This window comes from Flavobacterium sp. (assembly GCF_052437795.1).
In the GTDB taxonomy this organism is placed as follows: Bacteria; Bacteroidota; Bacteroidia; order Flavobacteriales; family Flavobacteriaceae; genus Flavobacterium.
In genome coordinates this window covers 68,140-87,799 of sequence record NZ_JBQVPA010000007.1, presented here as the reverse complement: position 1 = coordinate 87,799, position 19,660 = coordinate 68,140, and the positions used below count along the sequence as shown (strand labels likewise).

Here is a 19,660-nt window from a genome sequence, read left to right as displayed (position 1 = left end):
TCACCGGGATCATTGTAGTCGCAAAGCGTGTACGGAACAGGGGCATTGGCGACCGGAAGCGGGTTAACGATGAGCTCAACACTGGTTTCTTTAAAGCAGCCCGTTATAGTGTTAGTTACCCGGGCAATTATCGTATCGGTAGCACTAAGGTAGTTCGCGGGGTTAACGATGAGGCCAAGATCATTGTAGAAGGTTACTGCATACAATGCAGGGTCATAACCCTCGAGTATCGCATTTTCCAGTAGGGTAAGATCAAAAACGGACTGCCCGTTGCCGGCATTGTTGTCATAACACTTCCGTAGAGGAGGTAACTGGGCGATCGGGGGAAGATGATAGATGATCAGCGATGCTGCATCATCCTGAAGGCTGGAGCAATACACATCTGACACATTTGTAATACCAATGCTTATTTGTCCCTGAACGCTATCCGGCAGATTTATCCCAACACTATTTCCCATAACAGTGGTTATAGTATAGTTTTGGTTGCCGATGTAGTATAAAAAAGTATAAGGCGCTGTGCCTTCGAAACCTGTAAGAGTAACCGTTGGGCTGCATAATATACTGTTATCTATCACTATAGATGCTTCTGGACGCGAAACCACATTTACAGTATGAATATCATTAAGCAAAGTATGGCAGCTTTCGTTCTCCACACTTATCATTTGCAAAATGTGCTCACCGATAACACTTGTAGGAATGTTGACATACACAGAATTTCCAACAGTGGTGCTAACACTGCCCTGCTCACCATCCAGCAAAAAAGCAAATGTATAGGGAGCCTCTCCCCCGCTTCCCGTGAACGTGAACTGGAAAGGCTCATTTTGGCAAACACTGTCACCACCCTGAGTGATCAAGGCCTGCACGTTCCCTTGGTAGAGGGTAAAGCTTTTCGCCTCTATGCAACCCTGTCCGCTATTGAGGTCTTCTATGCTGACAAATATTTCTTCGCCATCTGTACCATCATATTGCTCCGGAGAAGTAATGGGAGCGGCAAGGTCCAAAGCATTATCATAAGAATGATGGAACTGGAAGCTGTAGCTGTCCGCATTGGCCCCGTTAAGGATCAGGGCAATGTTTTGCGTAAGGTCGAATGGGCCACCACAATTTGACAGGTCCTGAGGCGCCGTAAGGTCCATTTGGGGCAAAACCTCAATGCATTTGGTTTGGGTATGGGTACACCCAAAATCATCTGTTGCCCAATAGGTAAAGCAATGCTGTCCCGCCGTATCAGGACGTACTGTTATAATATTCCCATCGGTCGATAGTATTGCCGGATCGGGAAGCCAGCCTCCGGAAACGATCTGTGGCGTGAATGAAGGTGACAATGACGGGTAAAATTCCAGTCCCCAGGAGAAGAGATTGCCGTTATGCTGGTGCAGGTTATCCCTTATCTGTAGTGTCCACGCACCATTCAGGGGACTACCTATCAAAGAATCGAAACTTTCATGCGGTAAATATGTACCCGGAACTACCTGCGGAGGAAAGCCCATTCCTGGTTCTCCAAGTATAATGGAAGGCGCATTTATAAACGGTACCGATGCTGCCATGGAAAAGCAGTACTCCTTGCCCACCCCTACCGCAGGATCCCAGTCAGGGATCGGGAAGCCAAGGTATTCGCTGCTGCTGAATCCGGGGCTGTTATAATCGAACAATTTTACCTGCTGTCCGTTAGGGCTTATCAAAAGTATGTCGAGATCGTTCACGCGAGCATGCTCGATATTAAGGCATATTGACTGAAGCTGTCCCACATCTGTAAGGAGCTGTCCCGGTGCAAAACAATCAACAAGTAGTACAGACTGTGCCAATGAAGGCGGGTCACCCGAAAATATATCATCGATATAGGCTTCACCACCTTCAAAAGGGCCGCACTGGGATGCATAAGGCGTGGGTATCACGTTCGCAGTGATATCGACCGAATGCCCAAAACATAATTCATCTGTATCTGAAGTAATATCAAATACAGGGTCAGTCGCTACCTGCACCACAAGGTCAAAAATATTGTTGTTCCTGCAAAGGGCAGCATCGGTAATGGTAAGCTTTACCCGATATATTCCGGGAGCATCATAAGCCGTAGTGGCCGACTGACCGTTGACGGCTACCCCATTGCCAAGGTCCCATTGGTATACGGCACCGTTGGAAGATCCGGAAAATATGCCATTACCGTTAAATGTTACCGCTCCGCCGGGGCAAACCCTGATAATAGTACCATCGGCGGCAGGGGTCGAACTTGCCAGCACCGCGGTTATTTCCTGACAGGCAGGTACACACGAAATCGCGGCCATCCACCCCGGCGCGACAATATTACCCCCTGATACGAAACGAACCGTAAGACAGCCCGAAGCATTACCTGCCGAAGCCTGTATGATACCGGGGCCGATCGTTCCCGTATATAGCCCCAACAATGGCGATGCATCGCTGCTGCCATCAAAAACATACATAAAATCGTAATTTTCCTGTAGTTGGAATGTGCTGAAGTTTAAACGTATCTTATTTCCCGTTGTAGCAGGACAAAAGGTTTTTGTAAGCAGCTGGTCATTGTTATAATTGCCCGAAGCCCCGCCGGAATCGTAAAACGTGCCTGAGCAGGTAGTGACAGGCGCATTGTTCATCAGGTAGTTTTGTGACCAAAGCGGCATACAACACAAGATCATTAAAAGAAATATCAGTTTTTTCATAGCAATTATCTTTTGATCACTGATACTAATTCTCCAATGCAAGATAGATCCAACCGGTCTGCACTTCCCTTCCCCCTTCAAATTCAATCACATAAAAATAGGTGCCGTCAGGAAGCTGTTCACCATTTTCTGCCCGGCCATCCCACTCATTGCTATACGGGCCTTTTTCATACAGCTTTTTGCCATAACGGTTAAATATCTGCAGCTTTGCCACATCATAGCCTTCAAGGTCAAAAACATCGTTGAGCCCATCGCCATTTGGCGATATTCCCTTTTGGATAAAGCATGAAGTATCCGTTACCAGTTTTTGACCGGAGCCATCACAATTATCAAGCGTAACCGTTACATGGTATGTACCCGCACCCGAAACTGTTACTTGTTCCGAGCCACTACCTGAAACGATAGTACCACCATCGTTCACCCATGTATAGTCATATTCTGCGTCCGCTACAGCATTGAGCACAGTGGCTTTTAGCAGGTACTCATTGCCATTGCAGCCACCCGTGATCTCCAGCTGCGGTACATCGGTCACAAATACGGTAAATGCCTGTTCTGCTGAACAGCCGGAATTGCCATCACCTGTGTAAGCATATACCACCTGTGTCGCCCCAACTGTTGTGATCTCTCCACCGGTGGCGCCTGTGCTGTTATAATACCTTATACCATCAATTGCAGGAAGTGTGTAGGGCCCGCATGAGTGAACATCCCCGATCTCAGGGAGTTCAAAGCTTTCGGCGATCGTTACCAGGAAACCAAATCCTTCGGTACAATTTGGCCCTGCAGAATAATAGATGTAAACCATGCGTTCCCCAATGGCAGAGATCGTCGTACCATCCAGAATAATTCCTTGTCCGCCCGGATCCGCATAATAATGACCCACCGCCGGAACGGGCAGCGTATATGCCTGGCATTGTATAACATCCTGCGGCTGGCTTAATAATCCCGAAGTATAGAATTCGACAGTGACAGTATCTGTCGAAGAGCATTCGGAGTTGTTGTAGAGCGCGGTAACGGTATATGCGCCGGCAGTTGTGACCGTTAGCGATGGCCCTGTTTGGCCATCAATAACATCATCCCCGTTCTTCCAAACAAATGTGTAGCTGTTTTGGGAAAGCCCTGTATTTATGGTATATGAATCGGCACACACAGCGGTACCATTGGCAATGAGGTGATCGGCCCCAAGATCAATGCTGCCAATATCAAAACTGCCCGCCTCTATGAACACGGCCGAGTCCATGGCATGGTCGCCCCTATCGGCAATGACCAGCTTTATATGGTACTGGTGCCCGGGTATCACATCGGCATATGCCGTCAGCGGAATGGTCATGCCGTTAAAGTTTACCGGAGCCGCCAGTTGCGGTATGCCATCGGGTAAAAAACCCCACTGGTCAAATTCATACTCGCCGTAATATTGCCCAAAATAGACAGGGTTTTGCGAATCGCAGGTGCTGTTGAAAGCCGTATCGCGTATCGTTACTACCGATATGGGAATACTCGTACTGGGCAGCACCGCAAGGTTTACAGGCGGCGCTCCCGGCACGCTCAGGTCGGTAAGGATGAATGCGAAAGAGTCGGAGTAATTGCATTGATAGTAGCCGTATTCATCTGATGCGAATATAAAATTGAAATTGATGAAAGGTATTACAGGTACAAAATCGAATTCCAGCTTTGTGGCGTTATGGCTGTTGAGCGGCGTGCCCGTACCCTCCAGTATTATTGCTTCAAGGTCGGTATCGCCTGTCCAGTCAGGTATCGGGCTATTTGGGCTGGCGCCATCTGAAAGATAGGTATTGTTGGGCCCCGGTACTTTGCCCACATATCCGGTAGTAAGGACTACCCCTTCGGCAAAAGGAAAACCGGAACCGTTCGCATTAAAGTATCCGATGCTGTTCACCGAGCCAAAATCTGTCCCGGTAGACGAAGTAACGTTGGTTATAATGGCACAGGTAGCATCAAAAAGAATATCGTGTACAAGCTCTTCATCAGTAAATAGCTCGCTCGTGGCGATCACCTCAGGCAATGTACCTATGCACACATTAAAATCGTAACTGGCGCCCTGCGGTGCAAAAGCCTGTATATAGTAAGTATCTCCCGGGACAAGTGTATTGGCTATGATGTGGTTTAGCGATGCGTCCTGTGTGCCCGCATAGCACGCCATATAGGTTAGCCCTCCCTGGCAGCCGCCCGAAAAGAGCGAGAATCCCGGCGATGAGGCTACCGTTTGCCCCTGGGCATTGACGCTGTTCATTTTTATATAATGCTCGGTGCCCGTAGCCACGAACTTAAACCATACGTCCACATTATCATTGCCAATGCAGGGATATTCGTTACCTGACGAAAGGCCGGAAACGCCTGAACCGAATAGGGTTGCCTCAACTATTTGCCCGCAATACGCATCGTCATTAACAGGCACAATGATCGCCCCTTCACAAAAGTCGTTGCTTATTGGGGTATGAAGATCATCGTAATACGACCAGGTACTTACATCATCCGCACCACACACAGCACGTACGTACACTTTGTAAGGCAGGCCCGGCGTTAGCGGTCCAAAGGTAAAGGGACTGGCATCTGCCGTTTGCCATCCTGGTGCACCGGGCATTGGGAATGGCGCATTATAGGGAAGCACAAGCACCTGCCATTGGGTCGCGGCGCCTGTTTCAGTCCATTCTACAGTTACGCTGGTTTGCGTTACAGCCGTAACCGTAACATCTGTTGGCTTGGCGCATGTGGGCGCGGGGTTACAAACCACATCTGCCGTCCAGCCCTGCATGCTGGTATCTACCCAGGCGAGCGCGTTGTTGCTTTTGAATTCGAAAGTAAGGCAGCCCAGCGGATTTGTGGCTTCGAACGGGCCCGGCAATTCCGAGCCCCAAAAACCTCCCGGCTGCTGCACATTGGGATATTGGGAGTCACCGGGGCCATTGTTACCTGCTATTTGTGGTGAAGACGTTGTAGGGCCGTCATAGACATACAAGACATCGCCGCCACCGGGATGCAGGGCAAATGAGTTAAAAAACACGGTCACCATGTCCCCGGCATTATCAGGGTATATCGTTACCACCGAAGTGGATACCTGCGGATAGTTCCCCGTTCCGCCTTCATCCATGAAGACCTCGCCGCAAACCGGTGGAGCGGGTTCTGTAGTGAGGGGAACAGGCCCTGCCCATTCACTCATGCCATTACCTGTAGAGGAGCAATTGGCCCTTACATAAAGATCGTAGCAGGTATCAGGGTCAAGGTCTTCGTGAACAAAAGGGTTGTCGGTAGTGGTCACACCCACCGCATCTGCTTCAGGGGCCGGTGATCCGCACAGTACCGCAATAACTTCCCAACTTGTAGCGGGGCCAACATTGGTCCAGGTCACAGTAACCTTTGTAGGCAAGGGCAGGCTTGCCACTACTGCCGTAGGTTTTGGGCACGGCGGCGGCGGCGCGCACGTAACATTGGCTTTCCAGCCTGCACCGTTAAAATTCTGGTTGCTCATAAAATGGAAGGTAAGGCAGCCACTCTCGCTAGTAGCTACGAACGGCCCTGGCACCTGTGTACCCCAATATGCCCCCGGTTCAAGGATGTTGGGCAGCCATCCGCCCGTGTTGCCACTGTCAAACTGTGGGGCAGATGTGGAGTCGCCATCATATACATACATCCCGTCAAAGTTTTGCTGGATGTCAAATTCTGTAAATTCTACTGTCACCACCTCACCGGGTATATCAGGGCATATCGTCACGGTATAGTCGGTATTGGCAGCATAGTCCATCGGCCCCGCGGGATCCATGAAGATACCACCACACACCGGTTCGGGCACAAGCGTCACAGCGGTTTGTGGCAGGGTAGGCTCACTGTAGGAAGGTCCGTCGCACACAGCAATAACAATGATGTCATAACAGGTCGCGGGATCGAGGTTTTCCAAAGTTAGCGTGGGCTGTGAAGCAGATATCCCGCCGGGGCTTCCGGCAACCGGTGCAGGTGAGCCGCAAGGTACCGCATATACGAGCCATTGTGTTGCCGCGCCTACCGGTGTCCAGCTTACTGTCGCACTGTTCAGTGTGGTTTGGGTTACCGTTACAGCCGTCGGCTTTTGGCATGCCGGCGCGGGTGCGCAGGTAATGTTCGCCAGGAAGCCCGAATTGTTCACAGAACCTCCGCTCAGGAACCTGAACGTAAGGCAGCCATCGGCACTAGTTGCCGTAAAAGGCCCGGGGACCTGGTTGCCCCAATAAGCGCCGGGAACGGTCATTATGCCATATCCCACGCCATTGGTACTCATGATCTGTGGTGCATTTACAGAACCTCCATCGTATACATAGATGCCGTCAAAGCCCGGCTCGGTATCAAAATGGGTAAAGGTAACAGTTACGATCTCGCCGGGACCGGGGCATATTGTCGTTATTGTATCCGTATCAGGAAGGTAATTACCGTCTATCCCGCCGTTATCTATATAATTCCCGCCGCAGGTAGACGGCAGGACATCGGTAGTAAAAGGCGGTGAGCTAACCCACTCTCCTTCTTCATACATACAGACCGGGCGTATCCATACCACATAAGCCGTACCGGGAGCCAGCGCGGATGCAGAAGCAAGCGTTGTCTGGGTTACCGTGAAGCCGGTGTTGGCATTTGGGAGCGTTGTAAGTAAGGGTGTGCCGGCAAAAGGGCTTGTAATTGGCATTCCCGCAGGAAGCACATGCACCTGCCACTGTGTTGCCGGACCGGGGCTGTCCCAGGAAACAACAGCGCTGGTGGTTGACGGTACAGCATTTATGTTCGCCACATCCAGACATCGGCCGGTAACCACTACATCATCTATGAGCCAGCGATCTCCGCCCACACCTGAGCCAGTCTGGGTATGCACCCTTACAAAGGCAAGGTACATAGCAGGTTCGGGCAATGTCATGTTCACTACCTTTTCCTCATACACATCATAATCCTGCATGAGGCTGGCTTCGGTCCACGAAGCTACAAGAGTGCTATAGGATGAAGGGAGTGTAGGGTCGGAAGCAGCTGAAGCAGCCCGGACCTCGAAGATGGTACCGTTTTGCGGCTGTAATGTGGTACGGGTACGGAAACGCAGTTGCGAATCGGCAGGAAGCGTAATGAGCGGTGTAGCGAGATAGTCCTGAGAAGTATTGCCCTGCCCTATATTTTCCCTGTTTATATAGGCCGCCCGGGGCTGTGAATGCGCGGGATAAGTACCCTGAGTGTTTAGTGTCCAGCTTTGCTGTGTGCCGGTACCGTTATCAAAAATGTGCCAGGTCCCTGAATTTGGCAAGGTCCATGCAAGGCCTGTAGGTGCAGTTATGCCGGGATCGTCAAAGGACTCCTGGAAGTCCTGGCAAAGGCACCTACAACAACTCATCAATAACATAAGCAGTAGCGTATTCTTTTTCATGGTAAATGTTTTAAGGCATGAAGAGGGCTTCGATGCCGTACAGTTAATAGTTTGTTCGTATGCTGCGGAACATCCGGCCATGTCATAGCAGCGGGACATTGCTTTTTTTTAGTTAATAACACTGTACGCGCATGCGTGCCTTGTAACCAAAACGGAGTGTTATGATGTCGTAAATGTATTGTTTAGATGAGGTTAGGAATGCGTTGTAAAGACCCAAATTTGACCTGATTCAGGAATCAGGACAAATTATTTGCAGTACCGGCAATTGTTAGGGAAAATAAAAACACAATATATAAAAAACAACAATAAAAAACTGAATATCAATAAATTAACCAGTACATTCTTTTTTAAAACCACTAGGTGTAAGGCCTGTTTCAAGCTTAAACGCATGGTTAAATACCGATCTGGAGTTGAAACCCGCCTCCTTAGCGATACCCTGCATGGTAAGGTTGCCATATTTGGCATCAGATAGCAGTTTTTTGGATTCGGCGATGCGATATTTGTTGATGAGCTGGTTAAAATTCATGCCTGCATAGTGATTGATCAGCTGCGAAACTTTTTTAGGATGGAGGTGAACATAGGCCGAAAGAAGATCAACTGTAAGGAAGGGATCGGTAAAAATCCTGTCATTTTCCAGGGCATTTTTTATGCGTTCGAAATTATCCGCATCAGCAACATCCATAATAGGAGCATCCGCGGTTTTTGATGGCATGCCCGAAGACCCGGATATTATTCGTAAAAAAAAGGGATGGGCCACATAAATAAGCGCAATGGCAAAACCGGAAGTGCAGATGATGGCAAAATGGTTCATGCAATATGTGATTTAAAAAAGGCTGTTATCGTGCAAATGTTGTGTGGCCTTATATAGAAATAGTATAAAAAAGGAAACAGAATGCCCCTATCCGGGCATTCTGTTCTTAAAACACAACTGAAAAAAAACTACTCAAATTTTAATGGGTGCCTGATCTTTTTAACCCTCACTTAAAGAAAGTCAAAGTAGTCTACAAGGTTAGTGGTCGCATTAACTCCTGCAAAAGTGCCATTGTCATTCACTTTCTCCTCAAGCACTATGAGCCTGGACCTGTTATTTTGCATTACCATTTGGGCTATGACCTGCTGCCCGGCAACGTAGGGATCTGTAGTACCGTGCTTTACCAACTCTACAGTGATAACAGGCGGAGGCCCAAAAGGGAATTCTACGAAAGTGCCAAAGCTATCCCTGGTTATATTTTGTGCCACGGCAAGCACCTCGCCGTTCGTTTTTTTAATGATGGCATCTATCGCCCCATCGTAGCCGCTGTTGGAATACCTGTTCATGGTCGGGAAGATGAACTTGTACCCGGTCCTGCCCGTAGCGCTTAGCGTTCCCGGCGGCGATGCGAGCACCTTATCAATGTAGATGGCTTCTTTTACATAAAATGATATCGTATCTGCAGGCTGTTCGTCGGTAAAAGTGTATGAATGCAATACCTCGCCCGTCGCCTTGTTCACTACGCTTATATTTTCGGGCAAATGGTCAAAAAACACAAATTTATATTCGTTTTCGATCCTGCCCTTAAAGGCCGTAAGGTCCCCTATTTTAATAGGCTGCCCGTTTGCTACCACCTGCACCGAATCGGCCATGGCATTATAGCCCTTTATCACTATCTTACCCGCTACCTGCGGCCTGTAAAGTGGTGTAAGTTGGTCTTCGCACCCTGTACATACCATTGCCGCACCGATAAAAAGCAGCAATGACCTGAATATACTTTTCATAAAGTCAATTTTTTAATGGAACAGGCCTTTGCCTGTTCAGCTTTGTTTAAAACACTGCCGGTGCCCTAAGGCCCCCGACAGTGTACCTACCTAAACTACTTCTTGATAAATTTCAGCCTTTCGGTCGCGGCACCATTATCGATCGCCACGAAATACATACCTCCGGCAAGCTCGCTTACAGCGATGCCTTCTTCGCTATAAACTGTTTCCTTAACGATCTTGCCACTCAGGTCGAATATCTGTAGCGTTAATGGCCCTGCAGCCACAGATGCCTCTGTAAATTTCAGTTTAAGCGTTTCCGCAACCGGGTTTTGCTCAATGGCAATGGTATCCCTGTTATGGCCTTTAACCCCGGCTATCCCTGACGCAACGATTTTTACATTGTCAATTTCATAGCCTACAAAAAAATTGTTTATGGTTACAAAAGCAATATATACCTGCTCTTCGCCAACATAATCTGTAAGATCGACCGTGTGATCGGCAAATTCAGGATCGGTCATCGACACACGGTTAAGATATACCTCACTTAACAGTTCAAAAGATGCTGTTTCCGGCGATGTAGAAACATAAACATATAAATTGTCGGGACCGTCATATATACTTTTTTGTGCATTGATGATAAGACTTGTTTCACCCGTGTACAATGAAAGGTCTATTGCAGGGCTTTTAACCCACTCGTGATCGAAAGGGTAAGCCCCTCCGTTCCCAAGCGGACTGCCCGTGATCATATCAATATTATAAGCGGCCAATACTGAGCGTTGCCCAATAGTAATGTCAGGCTGCCCGGCATCATTTATCTGGATGTCCTTGTTGGCCTGCCATGATTGCCCATCGGCATTCAGGTCAAGTACCGTCCAGTCGGAAATATTACCGTCATTAAAATCGTCTTCCCACACTACGAATTGTGCGCTGGCAGAAATAGAAAATGCAATTGATGCAAAGAGTAATGATTTTTTCATTTTGTTTGATTGTTTAATAGTTGTTATTTGCTGCATGTGTAACGCTTCGGAAAGTGCAGCTGTCCCGTATTATTGCCGGCCTTCAACGGCCAGCATGATTATCTTAAAATGAATAATTCAAAGAGAGGCTTACAGTCCTGCCGTTCCAGGCCTTAAAGAACTTATTGTCTATACCTTCGTCATATCTGTTCGTAGCCCCTGCTCCAAGTCCAAATTGCGACCTGGGGTTCGTACCTGCTTCGTTATCCAATATTTTCGTGTAGCTGTTCATATTGCTGTAGGTCTCTATTGGAGTGTCGAACAGGTTTTTAAAACCACATTTGAACTCAAGGTTCTTTTGCTTCAGGAACTTGTAGCTTACCTGTGCGTCGGTCGTTGCATAAGGCATACGTATCTCTTCGGCATTGTAGTTGAAACCTACCAAGATGTACTGGTCGCCCGTAGCATTGTGGCGTATGCTAAAGCCTAAACGCTCGCCAATGTAGTCCAACCCCAGGTTGTAGTTGTATGGCGATTGTCCGTATAGCGGTCGGTTAGCCTCATACAGGCCGCCTGTACCGTCTATATTTTGATATCCGGTCACATCGGTATGGTTTATTGCCGCGTTCCCATACAGGTATATCCTGGTAAGGAGTTCGCCTTCACCAAGGAAAGAGAGGTTTTTGTACACCTCTGCTTCCACACCCCACAGCCTGGCACTATGGGAGTTCATGTTAAAGATCGTCCTCGAACCACCATCGCCACCTATCTGTGCCACTGCTTCTATAGGTTTTTCAATATTCTTTTTATATATGCCAAACGATAGTATCTCCCCCCTCGACGGGAACCATTCTGCCTTGAAGTCTAAATTCTCTACAACGGTCGATACGATACCTCCTGTGTAATTCAAAACCTGTGCATTGCGCAACGGATCATAATACGGCATATTGATACGCTCTGAGAACTGTGGGCGCAGTACCGACTTGTTATACCCCACCCTAAGGTTCGTTTTTTCGGTAGGGCTTACCGTAAGGTTTACCGATGGCAGATACTGCCATATGGCCTCGTCCAGCTGCGCCGTGCCAAAGCCCAGTGGTGTATCTGCCTGGCTCGATATATGGGTATATACAAAGCTCTCTGCCCTGAGGCCCCATACAAGCCTTACATACTTGGTCACCTTATTGTCAAGCATCAGGAATGGCGAATGTATCTTAACATCGCCCATGTACTGCTTGCCGTAATTGGTCGTTCTTTGCCAGGCAAAGCCACCCCACTTATAATAAGAGCCGTCCAGCAATTCGGAAATTGGGAAATTGACCTGAGCCCTGTTGGTGCCCTGGCCTATAACTGCAAGTCTTGCTGATTCCTGCTGGTTCGTGGCTTTTTTATAGGTCCCGAAATACCCAGCTTTTATGTCATTTTTAAAATCCTCGCCGAAATTGACCGCATATTTAAAATTGACCGCCGCATTGTAATTTTTCTCCTCATTAGTAAAATTTGCCCTCCTGAAGTTGTCACCGCCACTATTATATATCTCCAGGCTAAGGTACATGTCATCTCCTGCCCTGCCCCAGCCCCTGTTCATAAAGGTCGCGTCTTTTGTATCTTTGCTTGTACTGCTGTAGGCCAGGTACCAGTTGATCTCCAGGTCGCCCAATTTGTGTTCGCCTTCCAGTTTGTTCTGGATAAAACCCTGGTATACCGGGTAGGCTGTTTCAGCCACAAAGGGCAGGTATGTCCCTTCCACGATACCGATAACATTGCCAGCGTAATAATCCCATCCTGTTATTTGGGTAAGCGTGTTGTCATACATATGCATAATGGTGTTGCGTACCGTGAACTTATGCCTGCCCAATGTTATACCGGCATTCAACATACCACCAAGGGTAGAGTTGTAATTATAGGAAGCACCTGAGTTCTTAAACCCGTATCGCTTTAGTGTGGCGTAGCCTTCCCCGGCTTCGGCCAGATATTCATTATTGCGCATCCATGAACCCCTTTCGGTATGCTCTATTTCCAGCTTTTCCTGGGTATTCTTAAATATCAGCGATCCTACAAAACCCCAGCGGTCATCATTGTCAAGATCAAATGCGCGGCCAAGTGCGAACTGGATCGAAGTTCCCGGGTCCGCATTCGTGGTATACGTAGTAAAGTTATCTTGTGTAAATCTTTTGGACTGTTCAATGGCAGGTAAGGCCTCGGCTTCAGTCTGAACTTCGGTAGAGTGATTTTGAATTCCCGCAGGATAATCCCTGCTGCCATCGTCAAAGCCTCAATAATCATGAGCGCCCTGCTGCTTGGTAAGCCTGTCTTTAAAAACGCTTCGGCTGTTGTAAGAGCTTCCTATGGAGAATGATGTAAAATCTTCTTTAGGTATCGCTTTTGTCCTTACCTCAACATATCCTCCCGCAAAGTTGGCATTCATGTCGGGCGTGGCATTCTTACTTACCACCACACTTTCTACCATTGCCGTGGGGATAATGTCAAAGCTGAACTGTTGCTGTACCGCATCGGTGCTCGGGAGGTTAATCCCGTCCATTACCGCTTGGTTCCATCGGTCGCCCATAGACCGTACTACTACAAAACGGTCATCTATGGTGGTTACCCCCGTAATGCGCTTTAATGTTGCACCAACATCTTTATCGGGTGTCCTGGCGATCTGCTCGGCAGATATACCGTCGGACATTTGAGGGGCGTTCTTCTGTTCCAGCAGCATCCCTTCGGTAGTCGCCGTGGCTTTTTTGAATGTTTTTGTTATCACCACTTCATCCAGCGCTCCCACATCCTCTGTCATTACAAGGTTTAGCGTAGTAGTTTGTCCGCCCTCTACCACTATGTCCGTAACTTTCAGAGGCTGGAAGGAAATATAGTCCACTTCAAGGATGTAGCTGCCCGGCTGCAGGGAAAAAGAGTACGAGCCGTCCTCGGCAGATGTTGCCGTCTTATCTGTACCGGCGATCTTTACCGTCGCACCCGGAAGCGGCATGCTGTACTGGTCCAGCACAAGTCCTTTTATGTAGCCCGGTTCCTGTTGTTTTTCGCCTTCGAGGATAACATATCCCGAAATGACGCGATAGCGTATGCCTGTATCGGCCAGTATGATCACAAGAGCTTCTTTCACGCTAATGTCCTGTGCTATCGTTATTTTTTTAGTGTTGTTCTTTATAAGTTGTGTAGCGAAAGAAAAGGATACCCCAGTGCTGCCTTCTATTTGGCGCAGGCTTTCTGTAACATTGGCATTGTTGAGCTCCAGCCTTAGTTTTTGTTCCAGCACCTGTCCATTCGCCTCACCGGCAAATGCAGCGCTTACTATAAAGAAGCGCAGGAAGAACACAAGAATGGAAACCCTCATAAGAAATCGTACATTAATTATCTTTTGTACCTCAATTTGCATAAATTTGTATGTTAACGGTGTTTTCTTAGTGGAAATGTTTATTCTGCACACCGGTTCCCGGTATGTGGTTTACTCCTTAAAGCCGTTCGGCGCCAACCCCGGCTTTAAGACGCGTTACCAGAAGCTGCCCACGGGCAGCTTTCTTTTTTAGGTCTGTTTTATATTATCATATTTTTTTGTGGATGTTTATGGTTTTTCCTTTTATCTCATATTGAAAACTGCCGGTCGCGGCAAGTACCTCCATTATGTCCTCTATAGGCATGCCATTGGTAAGCGATGTATACAGACGCATTTGCCTTAGCCCGGGGTCGGATATTGTAATTTCCATACCATACCAGCGCTGCAGTACTTTTGTGATATCCTGTAATGGCACATCGTTAAAAACCTGCTTCCCATCTTTCCATTCCAACACTTCTGTTTTGTCCACAGCTGTCTTTACGGCTTTCTTTTGCCTTGGGTCCCATGTTACCTGCTCACCAGGTGCCAGTATTGCCAGTTCTTTCATTTCGCCGTCATGTTCACGCGCTACCCTTACTTTTCCTGTACTAACTGCCACAATGGGAGCGCCACCTTCAAAAGCCTCGATCTTAAATGATGTGCCCAGTACTTTGGTATATATATCGCCTGTGCGGATGATAAAGGGTTTATCCGGATCTTTTGTAACATCAAAAAATGCCTCGCCCGATAGCGAAAGCTCCCTGGTGTCATCATCAAATCGTTTTGGATGATCAAGTGTGCTCCCCGGGCCAAGCCATACCTTTGAATTGTCAGGAAGAACAATGAGCATGTTCTTTCCTGTAGGATTAGCGACAGTCATCGCGATCTCAGTATTTTGGCCGTTATAAAAAGTATTAAAAATACCATAACCACCCAGTGTCAGCAACAGGAGTATGGCGGCTGCCATGGCATAACGGAGATATCCTGGCTTTCGTGGTTTAGCGATGCTACTGTTATCTTCAGCCGCGATACGCTTATGTATCTCTTTTTTCCACTGCCTGAGCAAAAGGCTTTCTACATCAGGCGTTGGTGCCGTTGCCTTCATTTCGGGTTCCATCTCATCCCACGCTTCATTAAACACGGCCTGTGCTTCGGGCTGCTGCAGGAACAGGTTCACCTCATGGGTTTCGGCATCGTTGGTTTCGCTGTTGAGGAATTTTTTTATAAGGTCTTTATATGTCATTTTACGTATCCTGTTTTTTGGCCTACATATACTAAGACACAAAAAACACGTGACACCCTTGCCTTATCTTAAAAAAAATCTAAAAAAAATAATTGAAAAACCGCGACCGGTAGTTTATCAATGTAACGTGGCATATTTTTTCGAAGTGAACGCAATGCTGCAGATACATGCCCTTCCACTGTTTTTACAGAAATGCTGAGCCGCTGTGATATTTCGGCATACGAAAGTTCTTCATGCCTGCTAAGCATGAACACCGTTTTACATTGCGGGCTAAGCATTTCAAGGCATTTTTCATACTGCTTTTGAAGATCCTCGAACTCAAGCTGGTCACCGGAAGGATCTTGACCTCTGTATATCGTGGCAGCCGATGCATCTCCAAGGGATATTGTTTCGAGCGCCCTGGTGCGCAAATGATTGAAGACCTTATTACGAATGGCAGTGAATAAATAGGACGGAAGGTTCTGTATGTCGGAGAGCCTTTCCCTGTTCTGCCATATCCAAAACATTACATCCATCATCAGTTCTTCCGAAACTGATGCGTCCTTTGTATATTTGAGGGAGAATTGGTATAGCCTGCCTGAGTATCTCGAAAATATTTCCTCATAAGCGCGTACATCGCCTTCACAACATTCCTGGAGTAGAAACAGATCCGTCTTATTTGATGATCCCATTGGGCGTTTATATAAAAGGGTAAAAATACTTACACATTTTGCAATAAAAAATTACCCCAATATTAACAAATTGTAAATTTAATTATTAAATATTTTTATGTTTTCCAGCATTTTCCAAAAAACAGTTTATAATTACTCCGAATTGACTGATGTAAAGCATAGTGACTGTTTCAGTTCGCTGTGCCGCGATATTGTTCCCCGGTCCCGCAATATTTACCGCATAAAAAACCCTGCTATGTAGTTTAGCAGGGTTAAATACTCCTATGTGCTTATATCGCATAGCAAATTATAAGCTCTGGCATTGCGGCAGCATTTTATTCACCTCACTATTTACTGCCGGTTTAAGCGCACTGGCTATTGCCCCGGTAATTTGCCCTTTAAAGGCACCAACGATCACATTTACCAACGGGTCCAGCAAAAAGCCAAATACCCCAAGGCTGTCAACATGTACCGAAAGCTCGCTGTAATCAACATCCATGTTGCTCATGGAAATAGAGTCGAGGCATATAGCATCGTCCGTCTGGCTGGCAGAGAAAAATCCTGTAGCCGAGGCACGAAGTCCCGATACGGTCGCCGATCCGTCAATGCTTACACTTGGATGGGCAAAGCCACATTTAGCCTCAACGTTGCCCCAAAGCGCGGCATCAAGGTTTTGTGCCATAGATGCCACCACACTTATGTTCCCTACCAATTTTGCAGGGTCCTGGGGATCATCGTGCGTATTGCTTACGGTGATCGAGTTAATGGTAATGCTGCTAAGCCCCCGCATATTGCCAACATTATAGTTGGCCCCGACAGAAGCATCACATAAAATAAGGTCAATGGAGCCTATCCCCTCACTGCCATGCGCTACCTGTCCCCACGGGTCCATGTTATTGCTCCTGATATTCTGTTGTATCGCCCCGTTAATTTGCGGGAGCATGCCCGCGATCATTTGATTCAAAAGGTCTTCAATAGGATTCATATCGTTATTGTTTTTAAGGGTTTAATTGCTGCCTGATGGCATTTTGGAATATTGTGGTCAATTCCCTGCTCAAATTATCTTTGGTGCCTGGGGAATTGAGCTCATCATTTACTTTCGCCACAATAGCATCAATGGTAGTTTTCTTTTTTATAAATTTTGAAAATGCAGTTGGCCAAAACTCACCTCCGCCACTGTCAAAGGTAACTTTAGGCGTGATCAGAGCGGTATCGGGTACGCTGGCCTGAAGCGAATTTATCGTTGTAATAATATTGATCAGCTGGTCGCCGGACAGAAGCATTTGCGCATTAAGTGCTGCTTTGTCTATCGTTACTTCCAGGGTCCCTGTCAGTTGGTTCCCCGTGAATGAAAGAGCAAAATCAGCACTCAGCTCCAGTATCGGGTTTACATTTGGCGGCGGCGGGGACAGTGTGCAAAACTGCGCATTGATGGCAGTGTTAAGCCCTGTAAATACAAAGGAGCCTCCCTCCTGCGCATTTACAGAAACGCTTGGGATCCCCTTTATACTTATGTTGGTAAGCAAAACATTTATAGGTATCACACCTATTGTCTGCTGCCCCAGGTCCAGCCTGTCCATGGTATAGGGGTTAAGCGATGGGTTTTGGGTATCGGTCAATATCTTAGGCAGGTATATCCTGCTGTTGGGATCACTCATTCCGGTCTGGAACAGTTTCGAGAAAAATATATCCTGGTTCACTACTGCCATAACTCTTATTTTAAATCGTTAATTAGGTCATTGAGTTTTCCCTGCATCCCCGACGCCAGGGTCTCCCTCACGCTCTGTTTGTTAATGCTTTCATTAAAGAGCACCTCTATCTTTTTCAGGGTATCATCATTGCTGAACGCCTGGTTTATAGCCTCTTCATTGGGTTCTTTTAAAGGGTCGTCGCCTTCCAGGGTAATGTCGGTCACAACAAGCCCGTCACCTTCTGCGAACACGATGCTTAATCCTGCCATCGTGCCGCTTCCTTCCGGCGCATAGCTTTCCGGTACCGTTACGGTCGTAGTAAGGTCATCATTAAGGCTGATGAGCAGCACCCCGTTAAAGTTCGCCTTTCCTACACTTCCCTTGAAATTACCATCAGAATGGATGTCTTCTTTATGCAGGTTATCATCTGACTGGCAGGTTACATCAAAGTAAAATTTCGCCGGGTCAAAGGTCAGGTCGCCAAGGTCCGGGTAAGCATTCATTTTCGCACTGAACACCACTGCATATTGCATTTGCGCATTTGCCGGATATACCCTGTAAGAAGAGATCAGTGCATTGTTGAGCCCATTTATGGATACCGAACTAATGTTAATAACGGGAACTGTAAAGGCGTGCGCCCCATCATACCCTTCCAGCGATGCCCAGGCTGCATTGCACAGGGTTTCGCTTACCTGGCTTTTAATACTCTCTATGCCGCCCATATTGATCTCTGTTACATAGGGCACCAGCGTTTTATCGCCATCTACCTTCAGGTCTTTCAGGAATATGGGAAGGTAATACCTTTTGTTTGCGGGATCGTTGGCCATAGCCACGAGCGACTGTATGAGGAAGTTTAAAAAACCTCCCGCAGTATCTTTTATGTTATTCTCTATCATGTATAATGGTATGAATTGTTATTAATATCTCCTGTTCACAACATAGTAGGCAATGTCACTCAGGGCAGTGCGGTACTCGTTGTCCGGAAATGTATCAAGGTACCTCATGCTGTCAATGATCTCCGACCGTGCATCAAGCAGTGACTGTACAAATCCCTCACTGTGCCTAATCGCAGTAAGGCCTTCCATCAGGTCGTCTTGTGTAAAAGTGGTCCCTTTCATTATTTTGGTAACTATATGCTCCTGCCCCAGCTCGTTCATGGCATAAATTATGGGTAATGACAGCCTTTTCCTGGCAAGGTCGGTCCCGGGGAACTTACCCGTATCGTCAAGTGACCTGGCAATATCAAACACATCATCAATGATCTGGAAAGCCCTTCCTATCCTGCGCCCGAAAAACCCTATCCTGTTCGCTTGCCTTGTATGGCCGCCGCCCAGTGCCACGCCACACTCGCATGCAACGCCAAAAAGTATGGCTGTCTTGCGTTCAATGGTTTGGAAATAGCTGGCCTTAAGGGTTAAAAAATCCCAGTCGGGGTCGGTTTGCAGCTCGTCGATCTCGCCACAGCATATCCTGAAGGCCGAGTCCAGCACCAGGCGTACCAGGTGCATATCGCGTTCCGTTTCTATCGAATTCGTAAAGCAGCGTATGGCCTGTACAAATTGCAGGTCGCCTATAAGAATGGCCATGTCTATACCCCGGTGCTGATTAACGGAGGGGATCCCTCTCCGCATTGGGGCATGGTCTATGATATCATCATGAATGAGTGTTGCCACATGCAGCATCTCGGTAGATACCGCCGCATTTATTACCTTTTGCGGCAGGGGCTCTTTACTACCCCACATCATCCTGGCACTAAGTATAAGCATCAGGGGCCTAATTTTCTTTCCCCTTTTATAGATCTCCAGTTCTATATCGGTAAGGTAGGGCATCTGTGGCTCCAGCGCTACTTCGAGTGCCGCGGCATACCTGTCCATGTCTTCCTTTACTAAATGCAGTGCTGCGGTTACCGGGTTGCTCACGTCAATGCTGCTTTCGGTGTAAGTAGCGGCGTTCCTGGTCACGGCCGCGCCATATATTTCTGCTTCCATATT

At 47.5% G+C, this 19,660-nt stretch carries 13 protein-coding genes; all 13 read right to left on the bottom strand.

The genetic code is table 11. From position 1 onward, the window contains the following. A partial coding sequence (locus ACT6R0_RS17815) for a PKD domain-containing protein (protein ID WP_444655173.1) occupies positions 1 to 2,675 on the bottom strand: 2,675 nt, incomplete at its 3' end. A gap of 25 nt (positions 2,676 to 2,700) precedes the next feature. Then, positions 2,701 to 8,061 carry a choice-of-anchor L domain-containing protein gene (locus ACT6R0_RS17810; RefSeq protein ID WP_444655175.1) on the bottom strand — a complete coding sequence of 1,787 codons (5,361 nt, stop codon included), beginning with the start codon at positions 8,059 to 8,061 and terminating at the stop codon, positions 2,701 to 2,703. A gap of 328 nt (positions 8,062 to 8,389) precedes the next feature. Beyond that, on the bottom strand, positions 8,390 to 8,872 hold the full coding sequence (locus ACT6R0_RS17805) for a helix-turn-helix domain-containing protein (RefSeq protein WP_444655177.1): 483 nt from the start codon (positions 8,870 to 8,872) through the stop codon (positions 8,390 to 8,392). A gap of 170 nt (positions 8,873 to 9,042) precedes the next feature. Next, entirely contained in the window at positions 9,043 to 9,816 is a 774-nt protein-coding gene (locus tag ACT6R0_RS17800; protein ID WP_444655178.1) for a hypothetical protein, read from the bottom strand. A gap of 95 nt (positions 9,817 to 9,911) precedes the next feature. Then, positions 9,912 to 10,775: a T9SS type A sorting domain-containing protein gene (locus ACT6R0_RS17795; RefSeq protein WP_444655179.1), complete on the bottom strand. Its 864-nt coding sequence runs from the start codon at positions 10,773 to 10,775 to the stop codon at positions 9,912 to 9,914. A 103-nt stretch (positions 10,776 to 10,878) separates the two neighbouring features. Further along, complete coding sequence (locus ACT6R0_RS17790) at positions 10,879 to 12,741, bottom strand: hypothetical protein (RefSeq protein ID WP_444655180.1); 1,863 nt, start codon at positions 12,739 to 12,741, stop codon at positions 10,879 to 10,881. A gap of 285 nt (positions 12,742 to 13,026) precedes the next feature. Further along, a complete protein-coding gene (locus tag ACT6R0_RS17785) occupies positions 13,027 to 14,106 on the bottom strand; it encodes a carboxypeptidase regulatory-like domain-containing protein (protein WP_444655181.1) in 1,080 nt (359 codons plus the stop codon). Positions 14,107 to 14,314: 208 nt separating this feature from the next. Further along, positions 14,315 to 15,328 (bottom strand): FecR family protein, encoded by a 1,014-nt coding sequence (locus tag ACT6R0_RS17780; RefSeq protein ID WP_444655182.1) that lies wholly within the window; start codon positions 15,326 to 15,328, stop codon positions 14,315 to 14,317. 68 nt (positions 15,329 to 15,396) lie between these two features. After that, positions 15,397 to 15,999, bottom strand: coding sequence for an RNA polymerase sigma-70 factor (locus tag ACT6R0_RS17775; protein ID WP_444655183.1), 603 nt, complete (start codon positions 15,997 to 15,999; stop codon positions 15,397 to 15,399). 286 nt (positions 16,000 to 16,285) lie between these two features. Beyond that, positions 16,286 to 16,963, bottom strand: coding sequence for a hypothetical protein (locus ACT6R0_RS17770; RefSeq protein WP_444655184.1), 678 nt, complete (start codon positions 16,961 to 16,963; stop codon positions 16,286 to 16,288). Positions 16,964 to 16,976: 13 nt separating this feature from the next. Continuing rightward, on the bottom strand, positions 16,977 to 17,687 hold the full coding sequence (locus ACT6R0_RS17765) for a hypothetical protein (RefSeq protein WP_444655185.1): 711 nt from the start codon (positions 17,685 to 17,687) through the stop codon (positions 16,977 to 16,979). 5 nt (positions 17,688 to 17,692) lie between these two features. After that, complete coding sequence (locus ACT6R0_RS17760) at positions 17,693 to 18,565, bottom strand: hypothetical protein (protein ID WP_444655186.1); 873 nt, start codon at positions 18,563 to 18,565, stop codon at positions 17,693 to 17,695. A gap of 21 nt (positions 18,566 to 18,586) precedes the next feature. Then, the gene (locus ACT6R0_RS17755; protein WP_444655187.1) at positions 18,587 to 19,657 is read right to left on the bottom strand and encodes a polyprenyl synthetase family protein; all 1,071 of its coding nucleotides are present in this window, start codon (positions 19,655 to 19,657) and stop codon (positions 18,587 to 18,589) included. Between the last annotated feature and the right edge of the window lie 3 nt (positions 19,658 to 19,660).